We start from the raw sequence: 19,902 nt of genomic DNA on the forward strand, positions 1-19,902 counted from the left end.
AGTGGAGAGAAACCATGAGAAGCATCGACAAAGAGATTAATCGTCTCCTCCAATATGGATTGAATAAGCATCTGATTCATGAGTGGGATTTATCATACGTACGTAATCAAATTCTAGAAGTGCTACAACTTGAAGAGAGCGATCCAAGCGTTGTTCCTTCGCATATCCCTGACAGCCCCGTTACAATTTTAGATGAAATGTTAGATTGGGCTTATGAAAACGGAAGACTCGTTGAAAATACGGTGACTTATCGTGATTTGTTGGATACGAAAATCATGGGTTGCTTAACAGAGAGACCATCAGGCGTGATTGAGAAATTCGAAACCACTTATAAACATGATGGCCCTGAAGCAGCAACGGCTAACTTTTATCACTATTCAAAAGATGTGCACTACATTCGTACGGATCGCATTGCGAAAAATGAGGAATGGCTAACGAAAACAGAATATGGAGAGATGGAAATCACCATTAACCTTTCCAAACCAGAGAAAGATCCAAAAGCCATTGCGGCTGCGAAAACGATGAAGTCAAGCGGCTATCCTGAATGCTTGCTTTGTAAAGAGAACGTAGGCTACGCGGGGCGAATCAATCATCCCGCCCGGCAAAACCTTCGGATGATTCCCGTCACACTTGAAGAGAAGCAGTGGTATTTGCAGTATTCTCCATACGTGTATTACAACGAGCATGCGATTGTCTTGTATGGTGAACATGAACCAATGAAAATATCGCGCGGCACGTTTGACCGACTGCTTGAATTTGTTGGGAAGTTTCCTCATTATTTTATTGGCTCAAACGCAGATCTGCCAATCGTAGGTGGTTCGATTTTAAGTCATGATCATTTTCAGGGAGGAAAGCATGATTTCCCAATGGCAAAAGCAGAGATGGAGCGAGATGTTTTCCTGGCCGCTTATCCGAATGTGAAAGCTGGCATTGTGAGGTGGCCGATGTCAGTATTACGTCTTCAAAGCACCGATCGCGAAGAGCTTGGTGAAGTGGCCGATGCGATTCTTCAGTTCTGGAAGGGATATAGCGATAAGCGTGCTGAAGTTCATGCGTTAACAGACGAAGAGCCTCATAACACGATTACACCGATCGCTCGTCGGAATGGCGACTTCTATGAACTTGATCTTGTGCTACGAAACAACCGCACAACAAAAGAGCACCCGATGGGACTTTTTCATCCACATGCGGAAGTGCATCATATTAAGAAAGAAAACATCGGTTTAATTGAAGTGATGGGACTGGCCGTGCTGCCAGGTCGGCTACAAGAAGAACTACATTTACTTGGTGAATCTCTCATAGGTGAAAATCCGATAAAACAAATCGAACGTGATGAGCGGATTAACAAGCATGTTGAATGGGCGAATACCCTTCTTGAAAAATATCCAGACCTGGATTCTTCCAATGTACAGAGGCGGTTGCGTGAGGAGATTGGACTGATCTTCTCAGATATTTTAAGTCATGCTGGTGTCTTCAAACGAACCGCATCTGGTCAGGAAGCGTTTGACCGATTTACGGACGCGCTTAACACTCATTTAAATCAATAAGAGCTTGCCGATTCTGGCGAGCTTCTTTTCACATTGAATCTAAACTACAAAACGGCAAAAGGAGCTAACACAATGTATGTAGGTGTCGATTATTACCCGGAACAGTGGCCGAAAGAGCGCTGGACAGAAGACGTGCGATTAATGAAAGAACTTGGTGTGAATGTTGTTCGCATCGCTGAATTCGGTTGGCAGCTGATGGAGCCTGAGGAAGGGACGTATGATTTCGCACTTTATGACGAGGCGATTGACTTGATGACGAAGAATGGGATCAAGGTGGTGCTTGGAACACCGACAGCAACACCACCTGCTTGGATGTGTGAAAAATATCCAGAAATTTTACCTGTCGATCCGAATGGTACGGTTATTTCCTTTGGAGCAAGGCGTCACTATACAGTAAACAGCGAAGTGTACCGTCAGTTTTCAGCGAAAATTGTAGAAGAAATGGCGAAGCGCTACGGTCAGCATGAAGGGATTATCGGTTGGCAAGTAGACAATGAATATGGTCATGAAAAATCGGATCGTAGCTATGGCGATGTCGATCAGCAGGCGTTTCAAGTGTGGCTACAGCAAAAATATAAAACGCTAGATGCGTTAAACGAAGCGTGGGGTACCGTCTTCTGGAGCCAAACGTATACAGCTTGGTCACAAATTCCTGTCCCACGTAAAGTGTTCCAGGAGCATAATCCAAGCTTGCTTCTCGATTTTGATCGTTTCTGTGCGGATGCGTATACATCTTACAATAAGCTGCAAACCGATCTTCTTCGAAAGCATATTCGCTCTGATCAATGGATTACGCATAACTTTGTGTACACCGATCAGGCCATTAATCAGTGGGATATGTCAAAAGAGCTTGATTTTATTTCGTTCGATAACTATCCGGTGTGGGGCGGCTTACCTGAGCCAATTGCGCCAGCTGCAATTGCGCATCAGCATGATTTGTGTCGTTCTTCAAAAGACGGGAAAGGTTTCTGGGTGATGGAAGAACTTTCGGGAGCGCAAGGTTGGAGCCGCATCGGTTACTTGCCACGTCCGGGTCATATTAAGCTTTGGACGTATCAAGCGATTGCTCGCGGTGCTGAAGCGATTGTGTACTTCCGCTGGCGCGCCGCTCGTTTTGGAACGGAAGAGTTTTGCCACGGGGTTCTTGACCATGATGGAAAACCAAAGCGCAAATACAATGAAGTAAAAGAAGTGATCGATTCACTGAGCGTGTTTGGAGATGACTGGATTGCATCGAAATATCGTGCGGATGTCGCGGTTTATTATGATGTCGAAAACGCCTGGGCGTGGGGCATTCAGCCACAAAGCAATGCGTTTGAATACAAGCAAGAGTTCCTTCGTTTCTACAGTCCTGCCCATCGCATGAACGCGATGACGGACATCGTAACAAAAGAAAGCAATCTTGACGGATATAAAGTGCTTGTTGTACCGGTTTATTTCCTAACCGATCCAGCAGTGAATGAGAAAATCTCCCACTTTGCGGAGCAAGGTGGCACCGTGATTCTTTCTTATCGCGCAGGGGTGAAAGAACAGAACAATTTTGTCGTAGAAGATACGCTTCCAGGCGCACTACGTGAGCTCGCGGGTGTTGAAATTAATGAATATGAATCGCTTCAGCTTGGTCAAAACAATGAGGTTGAAGGCGTTCAGGGAGCGCTTAAAGGTGTGAACTCTGTCGCTTCCATCTGGTGTGATCTGGTTGAGCCAACAACAGCGGAAGTACTTGCTGAATATCGCGGCTGCTTCTATGAAACAACCGCGGCAATTACGAAAAACCAGTATGGAAAAGGAACGGTATACTACATTGGATCGGCTCTTGAAGAAGAGATGATGGATGCTCTATATGCAGAAGTTTTCAAAGCAACGGATGTAACGACGATTCGTTCAAGTGAAAACGTAGAAGCAGTTACGCGTACTGGAAAAGATGGAGCGATATTTTTATCCGTTGTAAACCATTCGACTGATCATGATGGTACGCTCAAGCTTCCAGACGGTACGTGGAACGATGCCGTTTCACACGAGGAATACCGAGGAGAAATGACAGTTGCGCCGCTTGGTTCCTATGTGCTGAAGCTTAACTAGTATTTTCCGGGAAATATCGATCGTATTCGACGATTAATGCTTTAATTGGAGGGAAAAACATGGCGATTTTAGTCACTGGTGGTGCCGGATATATCGGGAGCCATACGGTTATGTATTTACAAGAGCAGAATGAAGATGTTGTCGTGCTTGATAATTTAACAAAAGGACATGAACAAGCTGTGCTTAATGTTCCTTTGTATCAAGGAGATTTAACAGATGGAAAAGTGATTGATCAAATTTTTGCCGATCACGAGATCGATTCTGTCATTCACTTTGCTGCGAGTTCACTTGTTGGAGAAAGCGTGACAAATCCGCTTGAATACTATCGAAACAACGTAGCGGGTTCCCATGCACTTGTATCAAAACTCGTTGAACATGATGTGAAATACATCGTGTTCTCATCGACGGCTGCAACCTACGGAAATCCAGAGCGAACGCCGATTGAGGAAGATGACGTGACAAATCCAACGAATCCATATGGAGAAACGAAGCTTGCGATTGAAAAGATGCTGCGCTGGTGTGACGATGCTTACGGCTTAAAATCAACGTCGCTTCGCTACTTTAATGCAGCTGGTGCCGATCCAGAAGGGAAAATTGGGGAAGATCATCAACCGGAATCGCATCTCATTCCAATCGTCCTTCAGGCGGCGCTTGGTCAGCGTGAGAAAGTATCGATTTTCGGTGATGATTATGATACGAAAGATGGCACGTGTGTCCGTGATTATATTCATGTGCTTGACCTTGCACAGGCTCATTACCTTGCGTTGAAAAAGATGAAAGAAACGAACGAGAGCGGCATTTATAACCTTGGCAATGGCAAAGGATTTACGGTGAAAGAAGTGATTGATACGTGTCGTAGCGTGACGGAGAAATCCATTGAAGCAGAAGTAGCGCCGCGTCGCGCTGGAGATCCAGCAACGTTAATTGCTTCTTCTTCCAAAGCGATGAATGAACTTGGGTGGAAGCCGGTCTATCCAGAGCTTTCGCAAATTGTGGCGCACGCGTGGAGCTGGCATCAAAATCATCCTGAAGGGTATGGAGATCAGTCATGAGTATTGAAAAGGTACGTTTATTTTTAGAAGAACAGGGATATGATGGCGTCTTACTTAGAAGGCGGAACAATTTCTCTTGGATTACAGGCGGGAATAAGAATTACATCGTTCAGACGATGGAAGCAGGTGTGGCTGACTGGATTATCACGCGTGAACAGGCGTATCTTGTTACGTCGAAAATGGAAGAGCGGCGTATTGTGGAAGAAGAATGTGCCGATCTGTCGTTTTCTTTTGAAGTGCTGTCTGATGATTGGTACAAACCAGCTGAGGATTTAATTGAATCGGTAACATCTGGACTGCAGATGGCAGCTGATATGCCTTATGCAGACTGGGATGTGGTTGATGAAGAGCTTGGGAAATATCGCTCCATTTTAACAGCAGATGAGCGTGAACGGTACCGTAATCTCTGTCAAAAAGCTGCAAAAGCGGTAGAAGAGACGTGCCGTGAAATTGAGCCTGGTCAAACGGAAAAAGAAATTGAAGCGCATCTTGCAGCGAAAATACTTGCAGGTGGGATGTCGATTCAGGTGCTTCTCGTTGCGACAGATGAGCGGATCTATCGCTATCGCCACCCAATTCCAACTGAGAAAAAGCTTGAACGTCATGCGATGATTGTCATTTGTGCGGAAGAAGCGGGCCTTGTCGCAAACGTTACACGACTCGTGTATTTTGGCGACTTACCAGACGAATTGCGTCAGCATAGCGCTGCGGTTGCAAGGATTGATAGCGTGATGAATCATGCTACAAAAGTTGGAGCCACGGCTGGGGAAGTGATTCAAGCTGGTATTGAGGAGTACGCGAAGCAAGGCTTCCCGGAAGATTGGAAACTTCTTCATCAGGGTGGTTTAACCGGATTTAATTCGCGCGAATTTCTCGCGAATCCAAATACACCAAACAAGATTGTCGTGAATCAAGCCTACGCATGGAATCCTTCTTTGCCTGGCGTAAAGTCAGAAGACACGGTGCTCCTCACTGAAGAGGGTCTCGAATTTATGACATATACAGGTGAATGGGTTTACCAGGATGTTGAGGTAGATGGGGTTACGTATGTGCGTAATGCAGTGTTGGTGAGGTAGATGAAAGTGAGGGAAGGGGGTCAAAGCGAAGGGGGTCAGGCTCGAGCCTGACCCCCTTCGCAAACAATAAACCTCAAAAGTCCACCCACAGCGGACGCTCATTCACTCCGCTTTCCGTTTCTTCCAATAAGCGCCGCAAATCGCAAGAAGTGTTGAGAAGATCCAGCATTTGAAGAATGTCGCGATGGCGGAGGAACCAATAAAAAGAAATGGTGCGTCTGTCATGTCTTGAAATTCTCGAGCTGAGAAATCTAATTTAAATGTAAAGCCAGTATTTAAACCAGCAGTTAGTAAAGACATCATAAAAGCGTATAGCAAACCAAAGACGAGAATCCGATGAAGCTGAATGACACCTCCCTGTTGTAGTCTGTATCCAGCCCATAGGAATAAACCAATTGGGATGAGCAACCCGATGATCATATAGAGTTTTAAGTTTCCTGGATTACTTGATAGGAAGCTAAAGAGTGAGAAAGGATCATTTGTTTGAAATTTCAGTCCACCAAGTGCAGAATACATCACCTGCAGTTTCTCATCTAGTATGTTCATATCTAACGTAAGAGAAGAAAGGTTGAGCGCATTCCATAGAAGAAAACCTCCTTGAAACGCGATGATTAGGAAATAGGTTGCAGGAAGATCGTCAAAGCTAAGAAAAGGATTCGCGTCAGACATGAAACGATAGAGTAATAGAACCATGACAGGGATTGAAATTGAAATTCCGAACAGGATCGTCCTTATACTTTCTTTTAATGGAGAAGAAGTTAATTGTTTCATAGTGGCACTTCCATACAAACTACCAATAAACGAAAAGATTGTCCCTAGGAAAAATGCAGCAAAGAAAGCTTTTATGAACGGATAGTTGTTTTCGATTGCCAAACTTGCAACTATTCCGCTATCTTGTGCGGAAGCATTGAATTGGAATCCCGCGATTAGAGCGATCAGTGCCGTTAGCACGCCATAAATAAGTCCGATTAAAAGCGAAGATACCCAATAGTGTTGGAACGTTCCTGATGCTCTACGCCCGTACAGACATCCTGCGATCAGTAGCGAAATAAGGGGCAGTAAAAGCAGGATCAGCAGGCCAGACTGAAGCTCAAGGTCTCCTCCAAATCGCTCACCATCTTCTGTCATGTCGAAGGAAAGCGTAGAGTTAAGAAGATGTGCTGCCATCCAATAATCCGTCATTCCAAAGAAGGGATCGGTTAGCGAAGCGTTTTCAGTACCGTAGTTATAATAAAAATCGTTTGCGACTTCTGTCGGCCACACCTCGGTTAGCTCATTTAGGGTTTGTTGAAAGGAAGCGGCTTGCTGCTGAAGCCCTTCTGATAACACGAAAGACATGATGCCAACCGCAAGAAAGGCAAGAAAGGCGCAGAGTATGGCCAATCTTTTATTAATGCCGCTTAGATCAGGAATCGTATGAGACGTCGCCACCTTTTCCTGAATTCGTTCCGCTTTAAAAGGGACGAGGGGAAGTTGAAAAGAACCACACTGCATACAATATTGCTCGTTAATGCTATTCTCTGTACCGCAATCTGAACAAAATTTTGGTTTGGCGCCCGAAGTAATGCTTGGAGTCTCTGCATGAAGCTGAAAAGTCCCATCGAAAGGACAGTAATTGTCGCTAACCTCGTTGCCACATGTTGTACAGTACGTGATGATCACCACCTCCTAGCCATTTTTCAAACCGCAACAACCGCAGAATCGAGCAGACTCAGGTACTTCTTCCTTACACATTTCACACGGTTGCGTTGCGATCACTTGAGGGGGTTCTGCTATCAGGACTTTACTTCCACAGCTTCCACAAAACGTATCCTCTACTTGAATGGGGGCTCCACATTCGCAAACGTGTTCACTTGATTCTTTTTTCATTTGGTTGAGGGCACGATTCGCTTGATAAAGTTCCAGGTCGTATGGAAGAAGGCGCTCAACTTGTTCTGTTAAATCAGAATGCTGGATTTCTCCTTTTCGAAGGAGGCGATAAGTTAGCTCTCCAAGCTGGTTGATGACTTTCATGCGATTTGAAGCAGCATCACTTGCATGCTTTTTTAACTGTGAAACTTCTTGTGCTGTTTGGAGTTTCGTTTTTCCTTGGTTTAGGCCATCTTGAAGTTTTGACAAGCCTCCGCCTATTTTCGTTTGTAGATCTGACATGCCTTTTCCTCCTTCAGCTGTTCGCTTTTCATAGGTTACGAGCAGAACGAGTGCTTTTCCCGACCTTTTCATAGATATGATAAAAGTTCTAAATCATGATATAAAAAATGGTTTGGAATAGAAGGCATAATTAGGAATCTCTCCCATATGATTTGGAATAATGGGCGGAGGTGGGAAGATGAATTGGTGCAATCAGTGTAATAGGAGCGAGACTGGAGCGTTTTGCGTCAAGTGCGGACAGAGAGTAGCGAGAACGAGGGAAACGCCATTAAACAAATCGAGAGGCCTTTTATGGGGAGCAATCATTGGAGGGATACTCCTTGTCTTGATTGGTAGTTTTCTAACGTTAAAATGGGTAACATCTCCTGAGCGAACAGTTGAACGGTTTCGCGATGCGCTTTTGGAAGAGGATTACGAAGCGATCGGGAAGTTCATTCCTGACACAAATCCATTGCTTTCACAGGAAGCTGAACTTGCGAGTTTTGTTTCGTTTATGAAAGATCACCCTGACCAACGTACGCTCCTTGTTCAAGATTTGGAGAGACAGGCTAGAAGTTTAAGCGATCATACGCTTATCAAACCGAACGAAAGCTTGCTCCTTCAAATGACGTTAATGGAAGATGGGAAGGCTTTTTATCTATTTAAGGATTACGTAATCGCTCCTCCCCCGATCTATGTAGAGGTAGGAACACAATTCAATAAAACAACGCTTTTCATTAATAAAGAAGAGAGCGGAACGATTGGAGAAGATGGTAAAAAAATCGGGCCATTTCTGCCAGGGAGCTATCATTTTGAAACAAAATTAGAAAATGAAGGGTACACGATGCGTGGAGAAGCAGAGGTCGAACTCGTTCCATCTAAAGAAACGGTGCAGGTCGATTTGCCTGTTAATGGCGCGTTTGTGATGCCAGATTCGAACTACGAAGATGCTCGCTTATTTATAAATGGAAAAGACACTGGCATCGCGGTAGGTGATACCGGAGAAATCGGTCCGTATCCAACGGACGGATCTGTTGTTATGCATGCAGAGAAAACGTTTGAAGCAGGCGTTGTGAAAAGCCCTTCTATTCATTTTGAAGGAGAGGCTCCGTTCTTTTCGATCGACTATCGCGAACCGGAGCCTGTGGTGATTGAAAAGGAAGTAGCTGCTGATCAGCCAGAAGTGGTGCAGAATCAAGATGAAACAGATCTGATCATTTCCGCTGTTAATACGTACTTAAATGATTGGATCTCTGCCTATGAAAACCTTGAAACAGATTACTTTTCAAACCTAACCCCGGAGCTTCACTCGTATTTTGAGGAACGCTTCCAGTCTGTCAGAGAAAATAATGCTGCTTTTACTGGAGAGGTTGTGGAGGCAGCCTTTGATCTTGACAGCCTATTTATTGATTCATCTGGAAAAAAAGCAGAAATCGATGTTCTCGTTACGATGGACTCAGCCAATCATGATCAAGGAGAAACCAACGTGCAGACGGAAGTCACTTCAAGTGGTTTTCACTATAAACTAGTGAAAAGCGGTGGGAAATGGTTGATTGATAGTCGAGAAGAAGTGGATGACGTTGATTTAACGGATGCTGTTGTCTATTAATGTGGTATCGTACTGGGGGTCAGGTTCGAGCCTGACCCCCAGTACGAAAATACTGATAATTTCAAAAAAACTATTGCAATTATGAATGCGTTTACAATATAATATGATAAAAGGTTATGATGTTTTAATAAACATCACTACTTATATCGGAGGTGCGGATATGATTGAAGTGTTACGCGAGCTAAATCCACATTTACATGTGCAGTCAGTAGATTCTGAAGCTTTTCGAACGTACGGGAAAGTTCTTTCAGATTTTCCATATGAGCAGATGGCGAATTTGATGAAAAAAACGGAAATTCCTGAACAGGGAAATCACTATGTTCCTTCGAAAGAAGAGCTAGAAACGGAGTCGGTTAAAGCGTTCGTTGAAAACAGCTACTATGGAGGGATGCCGGTACAGATTGGTTACTGTAACGGGAAAAATTCCGCGTTAGGTGGCCTTGAATTTCATAAGGGAAGTGAAATTAACGTTGCCATTACGGATTTTGTGCTCCTTCTAGGACATACGAATGACATTACAAATCATACATACGATGTGAAGAATATTAAGACGTTTTATATTCCAGAGGGTACCGCGATTGAAATGTTTCAAACAACACTTCACCTTGCTCCATGTAAAGTGAGCGATGAAGGATTTAAATGTACGGTGATTTTGCCAGAAGGAACGAATACGCCATTAGAAGATGCACAAAAAGGACATGATCCGCTCCTTTTTATGAAAAATAAATGGCTACTTGCCCATCCAGAGCATGAACGATTTATGTCGCTTGGCGCTCACAACGGAATTGTCGGTGAAAATATAACACTTGCTTACAGCAAGGGATAAAGGAGGACAACCTTATGTCGGGTATCACATTCACATTAGTTTCATGCGTCTTCTTTATGGCGCTCGTCGCGTGGGTTTCATACTTAAAAACAAGGAATTCAGTCAATGACTCAGATGGTTACTTTCTCGCAGGTCGAGGGTTAACGGGTGGATTTATTGCAGGTTCTCTTTTGCTCACAAACCTATCTGCCGAACAGTTAATTGGCTTGAATGGACAAGCCTATCGAACGAACCTTTCCAACATGGCCTGGGAAGTGACAGCAGCATTTGCGATCGTCATTATGGCGCTTATCTTGCTACCTCGCTATCTTGGTGGTGCCTTTTCAACCTTACCTGAGTTTTTAAGTAAACGGTATGATGAAAGCGTTCGCAGATACACAGTTATTCTATTCATGCTTGGGTATATGTTTGTGACGATTCCATCAGTCCTTTACTCTGGGGCACTTGCGATTCTTCGTCTTTTCGATGTACCAGAGCTACTCGGAATTTCATTTGAATCGTCTGTCTGGCTCGTCATTTGGGTGATTGGAATTATCGGTGCTATTTATGCCATCTTTGGTGGGTTAAAAGCGGTAGCGGTATCCGATACGTTGAACGGAATAGGACTTCTCTTTATTGGCTTAATTGTTCCCATCCTCGGCTTTTTTGCCCTTGGAAACGGGGACATGTTAGAAGGAATCAAAACGATTACAACGGAAAATCCTGAGAAGTTAAATGCGATCGGATCCAGTACAGATTCTGTTCCGTTTTCTACTATTTTTACCGGAATGATTTTTATGAATATGTTCTACTGGGGAACGAATCAGTACGTGATACAGCGAACGCTTGGTGCGAAGAACCTAGCAGAAGGTCAAAAAGGTGTACTACTTTCTGGATTTTATAAACTTACCGTACCATTTATGATGATGATTCCAGGAGTGATTGCTTTCCATCTCTATGGAAACTCAATGGATCCAGTGGATCTCGCTTATCCAACGGTTGTGTCGAATTTGCTACCGACGTTTATGTCTGGACTCTTTTTAGCTGTGCTTCTCGGTGCCGTGTTCTCAAGTTTCAACTCACTGTTAAACAGTGCGGCAACGATGTTTGCGCTTGATGTATACAAAGCTGGTATTAACAAAAACGCCACAGATCGCCAGCTGATCAATGTTAGTAAATATTTTGGAAGCGTTCTCGCGCTTGTCTCTTTCTTTATTGCGCCAATGCTTATGAACGCACCGGATGGATTGTGGGATTTGATTCGCCGCTTTACAGGCTTCTTTAACATCCCGATTATCGCCATTGTTCTTGTTGGGATTGTTTCAAAACGCATCCCTGCACTTGGAGCGAAAATCGCAATTATTTTCCACGTGATTACGTACTACATGCTTGTATGGGGATTAAACCAGCTGTTTAACATTGAAATTACGATGAACTTTATTCATATTTCAGCCATCCTTTTCCTTATTGAGGTTGCGATCATGATGGTCGTTGGCCGTATTCGTCCACTACCTGAAGCGTATGAATTCCGAGCGAATCCAAAGGTGGACATGGTGCCGTGGAAGTTTACGATTCCAGTATCTGTTGTTCTCATTAGCCTTGTAGTGATGGTCTACATTCTCTTCTCACCAATTGGATTTGCCTACGCAGGTGGAATGGTTTCTGGATGGTTCTGGCCAGCGATCTTAGGAACGGCTGTCGCTGGAGCAATTTGTTACCTTCTTGCACTTAAATCATGGAATAAAAAATACTCTGGCTTTGTTACAAGGAAGCATGAAGAAGCGGTTAACGCTGAAAAGAAATTTAGAAGCGCATAAACGATAAGAATGTAGGGGGAAATCATGTTGCATACAAAAACGATCAAACCGAGTTTTGAAGTGAAGCAAAATGGAGAAGAATTTGACGTTCATCTGGACGATCGCTTACTGTTTCGTCATTCACCAGCCCAACCATTTATTTTCGTTGGTAGCGGTGAAGAAACGATTGATATGTACAGAGGAAATTTTAAAATAAAAGATTATGTTGTGGAACGAGTAGCTCTTCGCTATGCAACGGTACGGTATGAAGGAGAGACGTGTCGCATCGGATTTCGCCACTTTTCTCACGACCATGAGCTGTTAATAATGGTATTAAAGCAAGACAAAGAAGGTCTACGCGTATCGTTTGAGCTCGTAGATCCTCTGTTTAATCGTTTTTGGTTACGCGTTGCCGCTGATGCCGATGAGAAAATTTTCGGGTGTGGGGAACAGCTTTCCTATTTTAATTTAAGAGGAAAGAACTTCCCACTTTGGACGTCTGAACCAGGAGTCGGTCGAAATAAATCAACGTATACCACCTGGCAAGCCGACGTGAAAGATCAAGCTGGTGGCGACTATTACAATACGAATTATCCGCAGCCAACCTATGTATCTACGAATAAATACTACTGTCATGTTGAGACGACGGCTTTCGCTGACTTTGATTTTCAACGAGACGATTTTCATGAGCTTCACATTTGGGAAGCACCGGCTTCGATTTTGTTTGAAACAGGGCAAACGTATAAAGATCTCGTTGAAAAGCTAACCGCTCGTCTCGGTCGGCAACCAGAGCTTCCAGATTGGACGTTTGATGGAATCTGGCTCGGGATGCAGGGAGGAACGGAACGCGTACAAAATAAAATTGATCGCGCGATTGAAAAAGGAATGAAAATTGGCGCTGTTTGGTGCCAGGACTGGCAAGGTAAGCGAGTGACGTCATTTGGTAAACGCTTGATGTGGAACTGGAAATGGAATCCGGATGAGTATCCTGAACTCGATCAAAAAGTGAAAGAATGGAAGGAAAAAGGCATTCGCTTCATGGGGTACATCAACCCTTATGTTGCTGTTGAAGGAGATTTGTATCGTGAAGCCTATGACAATGGCTATCTTGCTACGGCGTTAGATGGCGGTGATTATGTTGTTGACTTCGGTGAATTCTATTGTGGCGTTGTTGATTTTACAAACGAAGCAGCGTGTGAATGGTATGAAGACGTTATTCAAAAGAATATGATTGATTTTGGAATGGACGGATGGATGGCTGATTTTGGTGAATATTTGCCAACAGACTTAAAGCTTCATAGCGGAGAACCACCAACCAAAATGCACAACGCCTGGCCCGTCATGTGGGCAAAAGTGAATCATAACGCCGTTCAAAAAGCAGGACGCTGGGGCGATATTGTGTACTTTATGCGTGCTGGTTACTCAGGTAGTCAGGGATACTGTCCATTGTTATGGGCTGGCGATCAAAGTGTTGATTGGAGTCTCGACGATGGTCTTGCTTCCGTTATTCCAGCTGCACTATCTGCTGGGATGAGTGGAAATGGCGTTCATCATAGCGATATCGGTGGCTACACAAGTCTTCATGGCAACAAGCGAAACAAAGAGCTACTGCTTCGCTGGGTTGATATGGCGGCATTTACACCTGTTATGCGAACGCACGAGGGAAATCGTCCTGATGATTGCTTCCAGTTTGATCAAGACGAAGAGACGCTCAAGCATTTTGTGAAAATGACAAACGTTTATACAGCACTGAAGCCTTATCTAAAAGCGTTAAGCAAAGAGAACGCTGAAAAAGGAATTCCGATTCAACGACCGATGTTTATGGAGTATGAACATGATCTCGCTTCTTATAACATTCAATATCAATATATGCTAGGTTCAGAGATGGTGGTCGCACCGGTTTATAAAGAAGGAAAAGAAACATGGTCGGTGTACTTGCCTGAAGATGACTGGGTTCATTTATGGACTGGTAAGGAAACAAGTGGAGGCCAGGTTGAAGTGAACGCTCCGATTGGTGAAACGCCTGTTTTCTATCGCAAGCGTTCGGATTATGCAGATATTTTCCAAAAAGTAGCATTTTAATAAGAAAGTGAAATAAAAGGTTACTACCTATTTTAAAACATAATAATGTATGATATAGTAATTGTAACAAATGGAAGAGAAAGGTTGTGACCAATCGTGCCGAAAACGAGCATTCTATACGTACCAATTGGGAGAAAGACGTTTGATCTAGAAGCTGGAGAGCTACAGCGAAAGAAAAGTTCAGAATTTCTGCATAGCGTGACCGAGAACGTGATTGAACCAGAGGAAATCATTACGTCTCCTGAAGATCTTGAGACTTTTCTTGAAAACGTTAACAGCGAAGATATCATTGCAAGTATCTATCAGAGCGTCACGTTTGCAGATGGGGAATTTGTTGAAGCGTTAATTAAAAAAGTGGAAGCGCCAGTGATCGTCTGGTCCGTACGTGAGCCAAGTGTTGGAGGAAGACTTCGCTTAAATTCCTTAACAGGCGGAAACAGCACAAGTCATGTACTTCGGTGTGCGAACCACCCATTTAGCTTTGTGTTTGGGAATGGTGATGAAGCGCAGGTACAAAAGAGAATTAAAGTTCAACTCAAAGTGCAAAAGGTAATTGAAGATCTGAAAGGTCTTACGATTGGGGTGATTGGGGAACACCCACCAGGTTTTTTCTTCTCAGGAACGGATGAAGAAGCGCTTCAAAAACAGCTTGGCGTGACGGTGAAAAACTTTGATTTAAACAAAGCGTTTGAGGAATGCGTCAAGCTACCTCGTGAAAAATGGGAAGGCGCGATTGAACGAGCAGAGCAACAGGTGATTGGGCTAAATCGGAATGAAGAAACGGTACAGCGATTTGCTCAGTTTACGACGTATGTGCAGGAACAAATTGATGCAGAAGACGTATCAGCGCTTGCGATTCGCTGCTGGCCGGACTTTTTCAATGAGCTTGGCGCTGCGGCATGCTCAACCCTTTCTCAGTTTACAGAGGACGGAGTTGTATCATCGTGTGAGTCAGATATTCATGGATCGGTATCGATGTTTATTTTGCAACAGCTAACAGGAAGTGCGCCGTATCTTGGAGATATGGTTCACGTGAATGAAGCAAGTAATTCGGTTGTGTTCTGGCATTGCGGTGCTGGCGCTTATTCGCTCGCCCATCCTGATCAAGGTGCACGCCCAGGCGTTCATCCAAACCGAAAGCTCGGCTTTACGATGGAATTTGGATTAAAACCAGGTCGCGTGACGATGTTTCGCGTTGGCTATACGCCAGAAGGATATCGTTTGCTTGTGATGCGAGGAAACGCACTCGATACGCCTCAGCGCTTCAATGGAACGTCTGTTGAAGTGGAACTAGAAACTGAAATCAATGACACGTTATATGGATTAATGGAAGAAGGTTTCGAACCACACTATGCCATTATTTATGATGATGTAGCCGATGAGCTCGTTGAACTTGGAAAGCAGCTTGGTCTGAAGACGACGATCTATACAAAGAACTGAAGGGAGACAGTTGCATGAAAAAGGTCGCTATTGGTCAGGCCGGGGGACCTACGGCCGTAATAAATGCTACCCTCGCAGGGTTTGTGAAAGAGATCGAACGCGATCATTCTCTGCTTTTTATACAAAATGGTTATGAAGGATTAGCGCATGGTATGTATTTAGACGGTGATGATGAGATGCTAAGTCGCATTCATCTTCATCGAGACGTACCTGGGGCGTGTCTTGGATCAGGTCGGTTTCCACTAACAGATGAGCATATTGAAAAAGGTGTGCGCTTGCTACGTGAGCAGGGAGTTGATGTGCTTGTTTTTATCGGTGGTAACGGTACGATGGAGGCGCTGGCGAAAGTAGAATTGGAAGCGAAGAGGCAAAATTTTTCCCTTCAAGTAATCGGACTTCCCAAAACGGTGGATAACGATCTCGGTGGTACAGATCATGCCCCTGGCTTTGGAAGTTCGGCTCGATATGTCGCTCAGGCGACGCGAGATATGAGCCGCGACCTCGCCTCCATGCAGAATTTTGAAAAGGTTCGTGTACTTGAAACAATGGGAAGAAATGCAGGGTGGCTGGCTGCGGCATCTGGGCTTCTTAAGGAGTATGAAGAAGAAGGGCCGCATTTTATTGGTATTCCAGAGCGGCCAATTCAAGCAGAAAAGCTTCTTGAAAATGTAAACACCGCATTGAATCGGTTTGGGTATGCCACGGTCGTTGTGAGTGAAGGCGTTTGTTTTGGAAAGACGGGTCAAGTAGCGAGAGGAAACGTCGCTGGTAGAACAGTGCTTGGCGGGATTTCCAATGAGATAGCTAGCTTTTTAAAAAGTGAGTTAAGCGTCATGACAAGAGCTGAACTTTTAGGCATGAATCAGCGAAGTTTTTCTGAAGTCGTTTCCGACGTTGATCGAGAAGAAGCTTATCGTGTGGGGAGCGTTGGAGGCGAATGGATTCGTGAAGGGGTTTCAAATGTGATGGTCTCCATCCAACGGGATGCTCACCATCGCTATTCAGTAAGGATGACCCCGATTGAACTTCAAAACGTGGTGGCTGCTGGAGAACGAGTGATGCCTGAGGTGTTCATTGAAGATCAGAAAGCATATTATCATTGGCTAAAACCGCTTATCGGTGAAGATATTAGGTCGTACCCACCGCCATTACAAAGGACTGAAATGTATGTCGATTAATCAGAACGGAGAGGCGCTTTATCTTCAAATAAAAGATGTTCTGATCGACCGCATTCAGAGTGGAACCTGGAAACCAAATACGATCATTCCAACAGAGCAAGCGCTCATCAAAGAATTTGGTGTTAGTCGGACGACGATTCGGCAAGCAATTGCGATTCTCGTTCAAAATGGTTTGCTTGAAAAGAAACAGGGCCATGGCACGATCGTAAAGCCACATCAATTGGTAGGTAACCTTGGGCAGTTAAAAGGTTTTGCGGAAGAAGTAATGGAAAAAGGGCAGGTTCCTTCATCCAAACTGATACGAGCTGAATTTAAGGAAAACCTTTTTCATGAAAGTGAAATGCTTCAAGTGGCTGAAGGAGCTCCGATTCTTCTCGTTGAACGCATACGGTTTGCGGATGAGACGCCTGTTGCCCTTGAACGAACGTGCTGGCCAGAGTCAATTGGAAAGATACTTATGCGGCATGATTTAAATAAAGCGAAATACTATGAAATTCTAGAAAACTATCAGGTTTATTTAAACAAAGCAAAAGAGCGAATTGCCGCGATTAACGCCACGATCGATGAAGCGGATTCATTGGCGATTCGGCCGGGTGAAGCGTTACTTGAAATGACGCGTCTCAGCTATGGGTTGAATGACCATCCAATCGAATATACAAAAACGAAATATCGAAGTGATCAGTACCATTACAATATTGAATTGAAGCGATAGAAGGGAGAAATGATGATGCCATTTATTAACGGAAAAACAATGCTGGATCATGCTTTTCAAAATGGATATGGGGTAGGGGCATTTAGCGCACATAATGCGGAAACGGTGCTAGCGATTTTTGAAGCAGCTGCAGAGGAAAAGGCACCTATTATGATACAAGTGGGGCAGAAAGTAATTCAAACACTTGGTATGGAAGCATTAAAAGGGTTGATCGATACGTATGAAAAAGAATTTGATGTTCCAGTCGCTATTCATCTTGACCACAGCCGTCAGTTTGAGCAAACGATGCAAGCTGTGCAAATGGGCTTCCAATCCGTCATGTTTGATGGGTCTGGTTTATCTTTTGAAGAAAACACGGCAACCACGAAAAAAGTGGTCGAAATTGCAAGAGCACTTGGGATTGGATCAGAAGGAGAAATCGGTAAAATCGGTGGCACGGAAGATGACATTACGGTTGATGAAAAGGATGCGCTGATTACAACAACAGAAGAAGCCGTCGCTTTCGTAGAAGCAACAGATGTGGATTACCTAGCCGTATCGATTGGAACAGCACACGGAATTTATAAAGAAACGCCTAACCTTCGCTTTGAGCGGTTAAAAGAAATTGTTGATGCAGTCAAGCGTCCAGTTGTCCTACACGGCGGATCCGATGTGCCGGATGAGCAGGTGCAAAGAGCGATCTCACTAGGTATTGCGAAAATCAATGTGGACACAGAGCTTCGTCAGGCATTTACAAGAGGCGTTCAAGAAGCTTTTGAAGAAAACCCGGATGATATTGTGCTCGCTAGTTCACTTGGTCTCGGTCGCTTACGCATGAAAGAAAAAGTACAGGAAAAGATTCGCGTATTTGGTAGCGGGGGAAAAGCAGAAGAACTTTTATCAGGTAAAAAGGTCGTAACGTTATAAAAAAGGAGGATGATGTTAACGTGGCTACACAAACTTCAGTACGAACATATGGATTATATATTAATGGTGAATGGCGAGAAAAAACAGCAACAGATGACGTGCTAAATAAATATACCCAAGAAGTGGCAGCCAAAACAGCTTCAGCTGATGAAAAAGATGTAACCGATGCGGTGCAAGCTGCTAAAACGGCTCTAAAATCTCCTTTTTCGCCTTACGATCGATACACTGTTTTGATTAAGGCAGCCGCGACACTTCGAGCTCGTCAAGATGAGCTTGGAGAAGTGCTTGCGAAGGAAGTTGGAAAGCCTTTAGCGGAGTGTAAAGGTGAAGTAGGTCGAGCTGCTTTAACATTAGAAGTTTCGGCAGAAGAAGCTAAGCGAATTCACGGCGAAGGTATTCCGGTTGAAGCTGCGCCTGGATCTGAACAGCGTCAGGCCTATACAAGACGCTTCCCAATCGGTGTTGTTGCAGCAATCACGCCATTTAACGTACCACTGAATCTTGTTTGCCACAAAATTGGCCCTGCACTTGCAGCAGGCAATAGCGTGGTATTAAAACCAGCTGAAGTGACGCCGGTTTGTGCGATTCTTTTAACGGAAATATTTGAAGAAGCGGGACTTCCAGCAGGACGCCTGAACCTGATTACAGGAGAGGGAGCAACGGTAGGCGAGTGGCTTCTTTCGAACCAAGATGTGAACATGTTTACCTTCACCGGAAGCCCGCGCGTAGGGCAGCATATTCGCGAAAAAGCAGGATTGCGAAAAGTAGCGTTAGAGCTTGGAAACAATTCAGCAACGATTGTGCATCATGATGCCGACGTTGAAACAGCGGCAACGCAGTCAGCGCAAAAAAGTTTTAATAATGCTGGCCAGGTTTGTATTTCAGTCCAACGCGTCTATGTACACGAAGATATTTATGAGCCGTTTCTTGCAAAAATGAAGGAAGTAACAGAAGGACTTGTTTTAGGTGACCCAATGGACGCGGCGACTGATATCGGCCCGATGATTGCTGAACGTGAAGCGATTCGCGTTGAGAGCTGGGTACAAGAAGCAGTTGATCAGGGAGCTGTGATTGAAACGGGTGGAAAACGAGATGGCGTTTTCTATCAACCTACGATTCTCACGAATGTGAATGATGATATGAAGGTTTGTCGTCAAGAAGTCTTTGGTCCGGTCGTAGCGGTAAGTACGTACCGTTCAACAGATGACGTGATTGCGAGAGTGAATGATTCAGAGTATGGTCTTCAAGCTGGACTCTTTACGAATGACCTCGCTTTTACGTTAAAAGCGATCAATGAGGTTCATGTAGGTGGACTCATCATTAATGATACGTCAGGCTATCGTGTTGATCATATGCCATACGGTGGCGTGAAGAAAAGTGGAACGGGCAAAGAAGGTCCACGCTATGCGATTGAAGAAATGACTGAAGAAAAAATTATCGTTTTTAACGGATGAGAGTAGAAAGGGGGCCGATAAATCGAATCGGTT

At 44.2% G+C, this 19,902-nt stretch carries 15 protein-coding genes; 13 read left to right on the forward strand and 2 right to left on the reverse strand.

Going from position 1 to position 19,902, the window contains the following annotated elements; translation table 11 throughout:
- Nucleotides 1-14 precede the first annotated feature (14 nt).
- From galT to PQ578_RS02515, 4 genes are all read left to right on the forward strand, one after another.
- Complete coding sequence (gene galT / locus PQ578_RS02500) at nucleotides 15-1,547, forward strand: UDP-glucose--hexose-1-phosphate uridylyltransferase (protein ID WP_273832053.1); 1,533 nt, start codon at nucleotides 15-17, stop codon at nucleotides 1,545-1,547.
- 72 nt (nucleotides 1,548-1,619) lie between these two features.
- Nucleotides 1,620-3,629, forward strand: a complete 2,010-nt coding sequence (locus tag PQ578_RS02505) for a beta-galactosidase (protein ID WP_273832054.1) — start codon at nucleotides 1,620-1,622, stop codon at nucleotides 3,627-3,629.
- A gap of 59 nt (nucleotides 3,630-3,688) precedes the next feature.
- Nucleotides 3,689-4,681: a UDP-glucose 4-epimerase GalE gene (gene galE / locus PQ578_RS02510; RefSeq protein ID WP_273832055.1), complete on the forward strand. Its 993-nt coding sequence runs from the start codon at nucleotides 3,689-3,691 to the stop codon at nucleotides 4,679-4,681.
- The gene (locus tag PQ578_RS02515) at nucleotides 4,678-5,757 is read left to right on the forward strand and encodes a M24 family metallopeptidase (protein WP_273832056.1); all 1,080 of its coding nucleotides are present in this window, start codon (nucleotides 4,678-4,680) and stop codon (nucleotides 5,755-5,757) included. Before galE ends, PQ578_RS02515 begins: the two co-directional genes overlap by 4 nt.
- A 102-nt stretch (nucleotides 5,758-5,859) precedes the next feature.
- Here the strand turns inward: PQ578_RS02515 and PQ578_RS02520 are convergent, their stop codons facing one another.
- Both PQ578_RS02520 and PQ578_RS02525 read right to left on the reverse strand, forming a co-directional pair.
- Nucleotides 5,860-7,419, reverse strand: coding sequence for a zinc ribbon domain-containing protein (locus tag PQ578_RS02520; RefSeq protein ID WP_273832057.1), 1,560 nt, complete (start codon nucleotides 7,417-7,419; stop codon nucleotides 5,860-5,862).
- 6 nt (nucleotides 7,420-7,425) lie between these two features.
- The gene (locus PQ578_RS02525) at nucleotides 7,426-7,908 is read right to left on the reverse strand and encodes a zinc ribbon domain-containing protein (RefSeq protein ID WP_273832058.1); all 483 of its coding nucleotides are present in this window, start codon (nucleotides 7,906-7,908) and stop codon (nucleotides 7,426-7,428) included.
- 178 nt (nucleotides 7,909-8,086) lie between these two features.
- On the opposite strand from PQ578_RS02525, the gene PQ578_RS02530 reads away from it, so the two are divergent.
- From PQ578_RS02530 to PQ578_RS02570, 9 genes are all read left to right on the forward strand, one after another.
- A complete protein-coding gene (locus PQ578_RS02530) occupies nucleotides 8,087-9,496 on the forward strand; it encodes a zinc ribbon domain-containing protein (RefSeq protein WP_273832059.1) in 1,410 nt (469 codons plus the stop codon).
- 160 nt (nucleotides 9,497-9,656) lie between these two features.
- The gene (locus tag PQ578_RS02535; RefSeq protein ID WP_273832060.1) at nucleotides 9,657-10,322 is read left to right on the forward strand and encodes a DUF4867 family protein; all 666 of its coding nucleotides are present in this window, start codon (nucleotides 9,657-9,659) and stop codon (nucleotides 10,320-10,322) included.
- A 14-nt stretch (nucleotides 10,323-10,336) separates the two neighbouring features.
- Nucleotides 10,337-12,118 carry a solute:sodium symporter family transporter gene (locus PQ578_RS02540; RefSeq protein ID WP_273832061.1) on the forward strand — a complete coding sequence of 594 codons (1,782 nt, stop codon included), beginning with the start codon at nucleotides 10,337-10,339 and terminating at the stop codon, nucleotides 12,116-12,118.
- A gap of 24 nt (nucleotides 12,119-12,142) precedes the next feature.
- Complete coding sequence (locus PQ578_RS02545; RefSeq protein ID WP_273832062.1) at nucleotides 12,143-14,179, forward strand: alpha-glucosidase; 2,037 nt, start codon at nucleotides 12,143-12,145, stop codon at nucleotides 14,177-14,179.
- 96 nt (nucleotides 14,180-14,275) lie between these two features.
- Nucleotides 14,276-15,619, forward strand: coding sequence for a sulfoquinovose isomerase (gene sftI / locus PQ578_RS02550; RefSeq protein ID WP_273832063.1), 1,344 nt, complete (start codon nucleotides 14,276-14,278; stop codon nucleotides 15,617-15,619).
- A 14-nt stretch (nucleotides 15,620-15,633) separates the two neighbouring features.
- Nucleotides 15,634-16,797 (forward strand): diphosphate--fructose-6-phosphate 1-phosphotransferase, encoded by a 1,164-nt coding sequence (locus PQ578_RS02555; RefSeq protein ID WP_273832064.1) that lies wholly within the window; start codon nucleotides 15,634-15,636, stop codon nucleotides 16,795-16,797.
- Nucleotides 16,787-17,509: a GntR family transcriptional regulator gene (locus tag PQ578_RS02560; RefSeq protein ID WP_273832065.1), complete on the forward strand. Its 723-nt coding sequence runs from the start codon at nucleotides 16,787-16,789 to the stop codon at nucleotides 17,507-17,509. Before PQ578_RS02555 ends, PQ578_RS02560 begins: the two co-directional genes overlap by 11 nt.
- A gap of 15 nt (nucleotides 17,510-17,524) precedes the next feature.
- A complete protein-coding gene (locus PQ578_RS02565) occupies nucleotides 17,525-18,415 on the forward strand; it encodes a class II fructose-bisphosphate aldolase (RefSeq protein WP_273832066.1) in 891 nt (296 codons plus the stop codon).
- A gap of 20 nt (nucleotides 18,416-18,435) precedes the next feature.
- A complete protein-coding gene (locus PQ578_RS02570; RefSeq protein ID WP_273832067.1) occupies nucleotides 18,436-19,869 on the forward strand; it encodes an aldehyde dehydrogenase family protein in 1,434 nt (477 codons plus the stop codon).
- Nucleotides 19,870-19,902 lie beyond the last annotated feature (33 nt).

This window comes from Guptibacillus sedimenti, assembly GCF_028610665.1.
Lineage (GTDB): Bacteria > Bacillota > Bacilli > Bacillales > Guptibacillaceae > Guptibacillus > Guptibacillus sedimenti.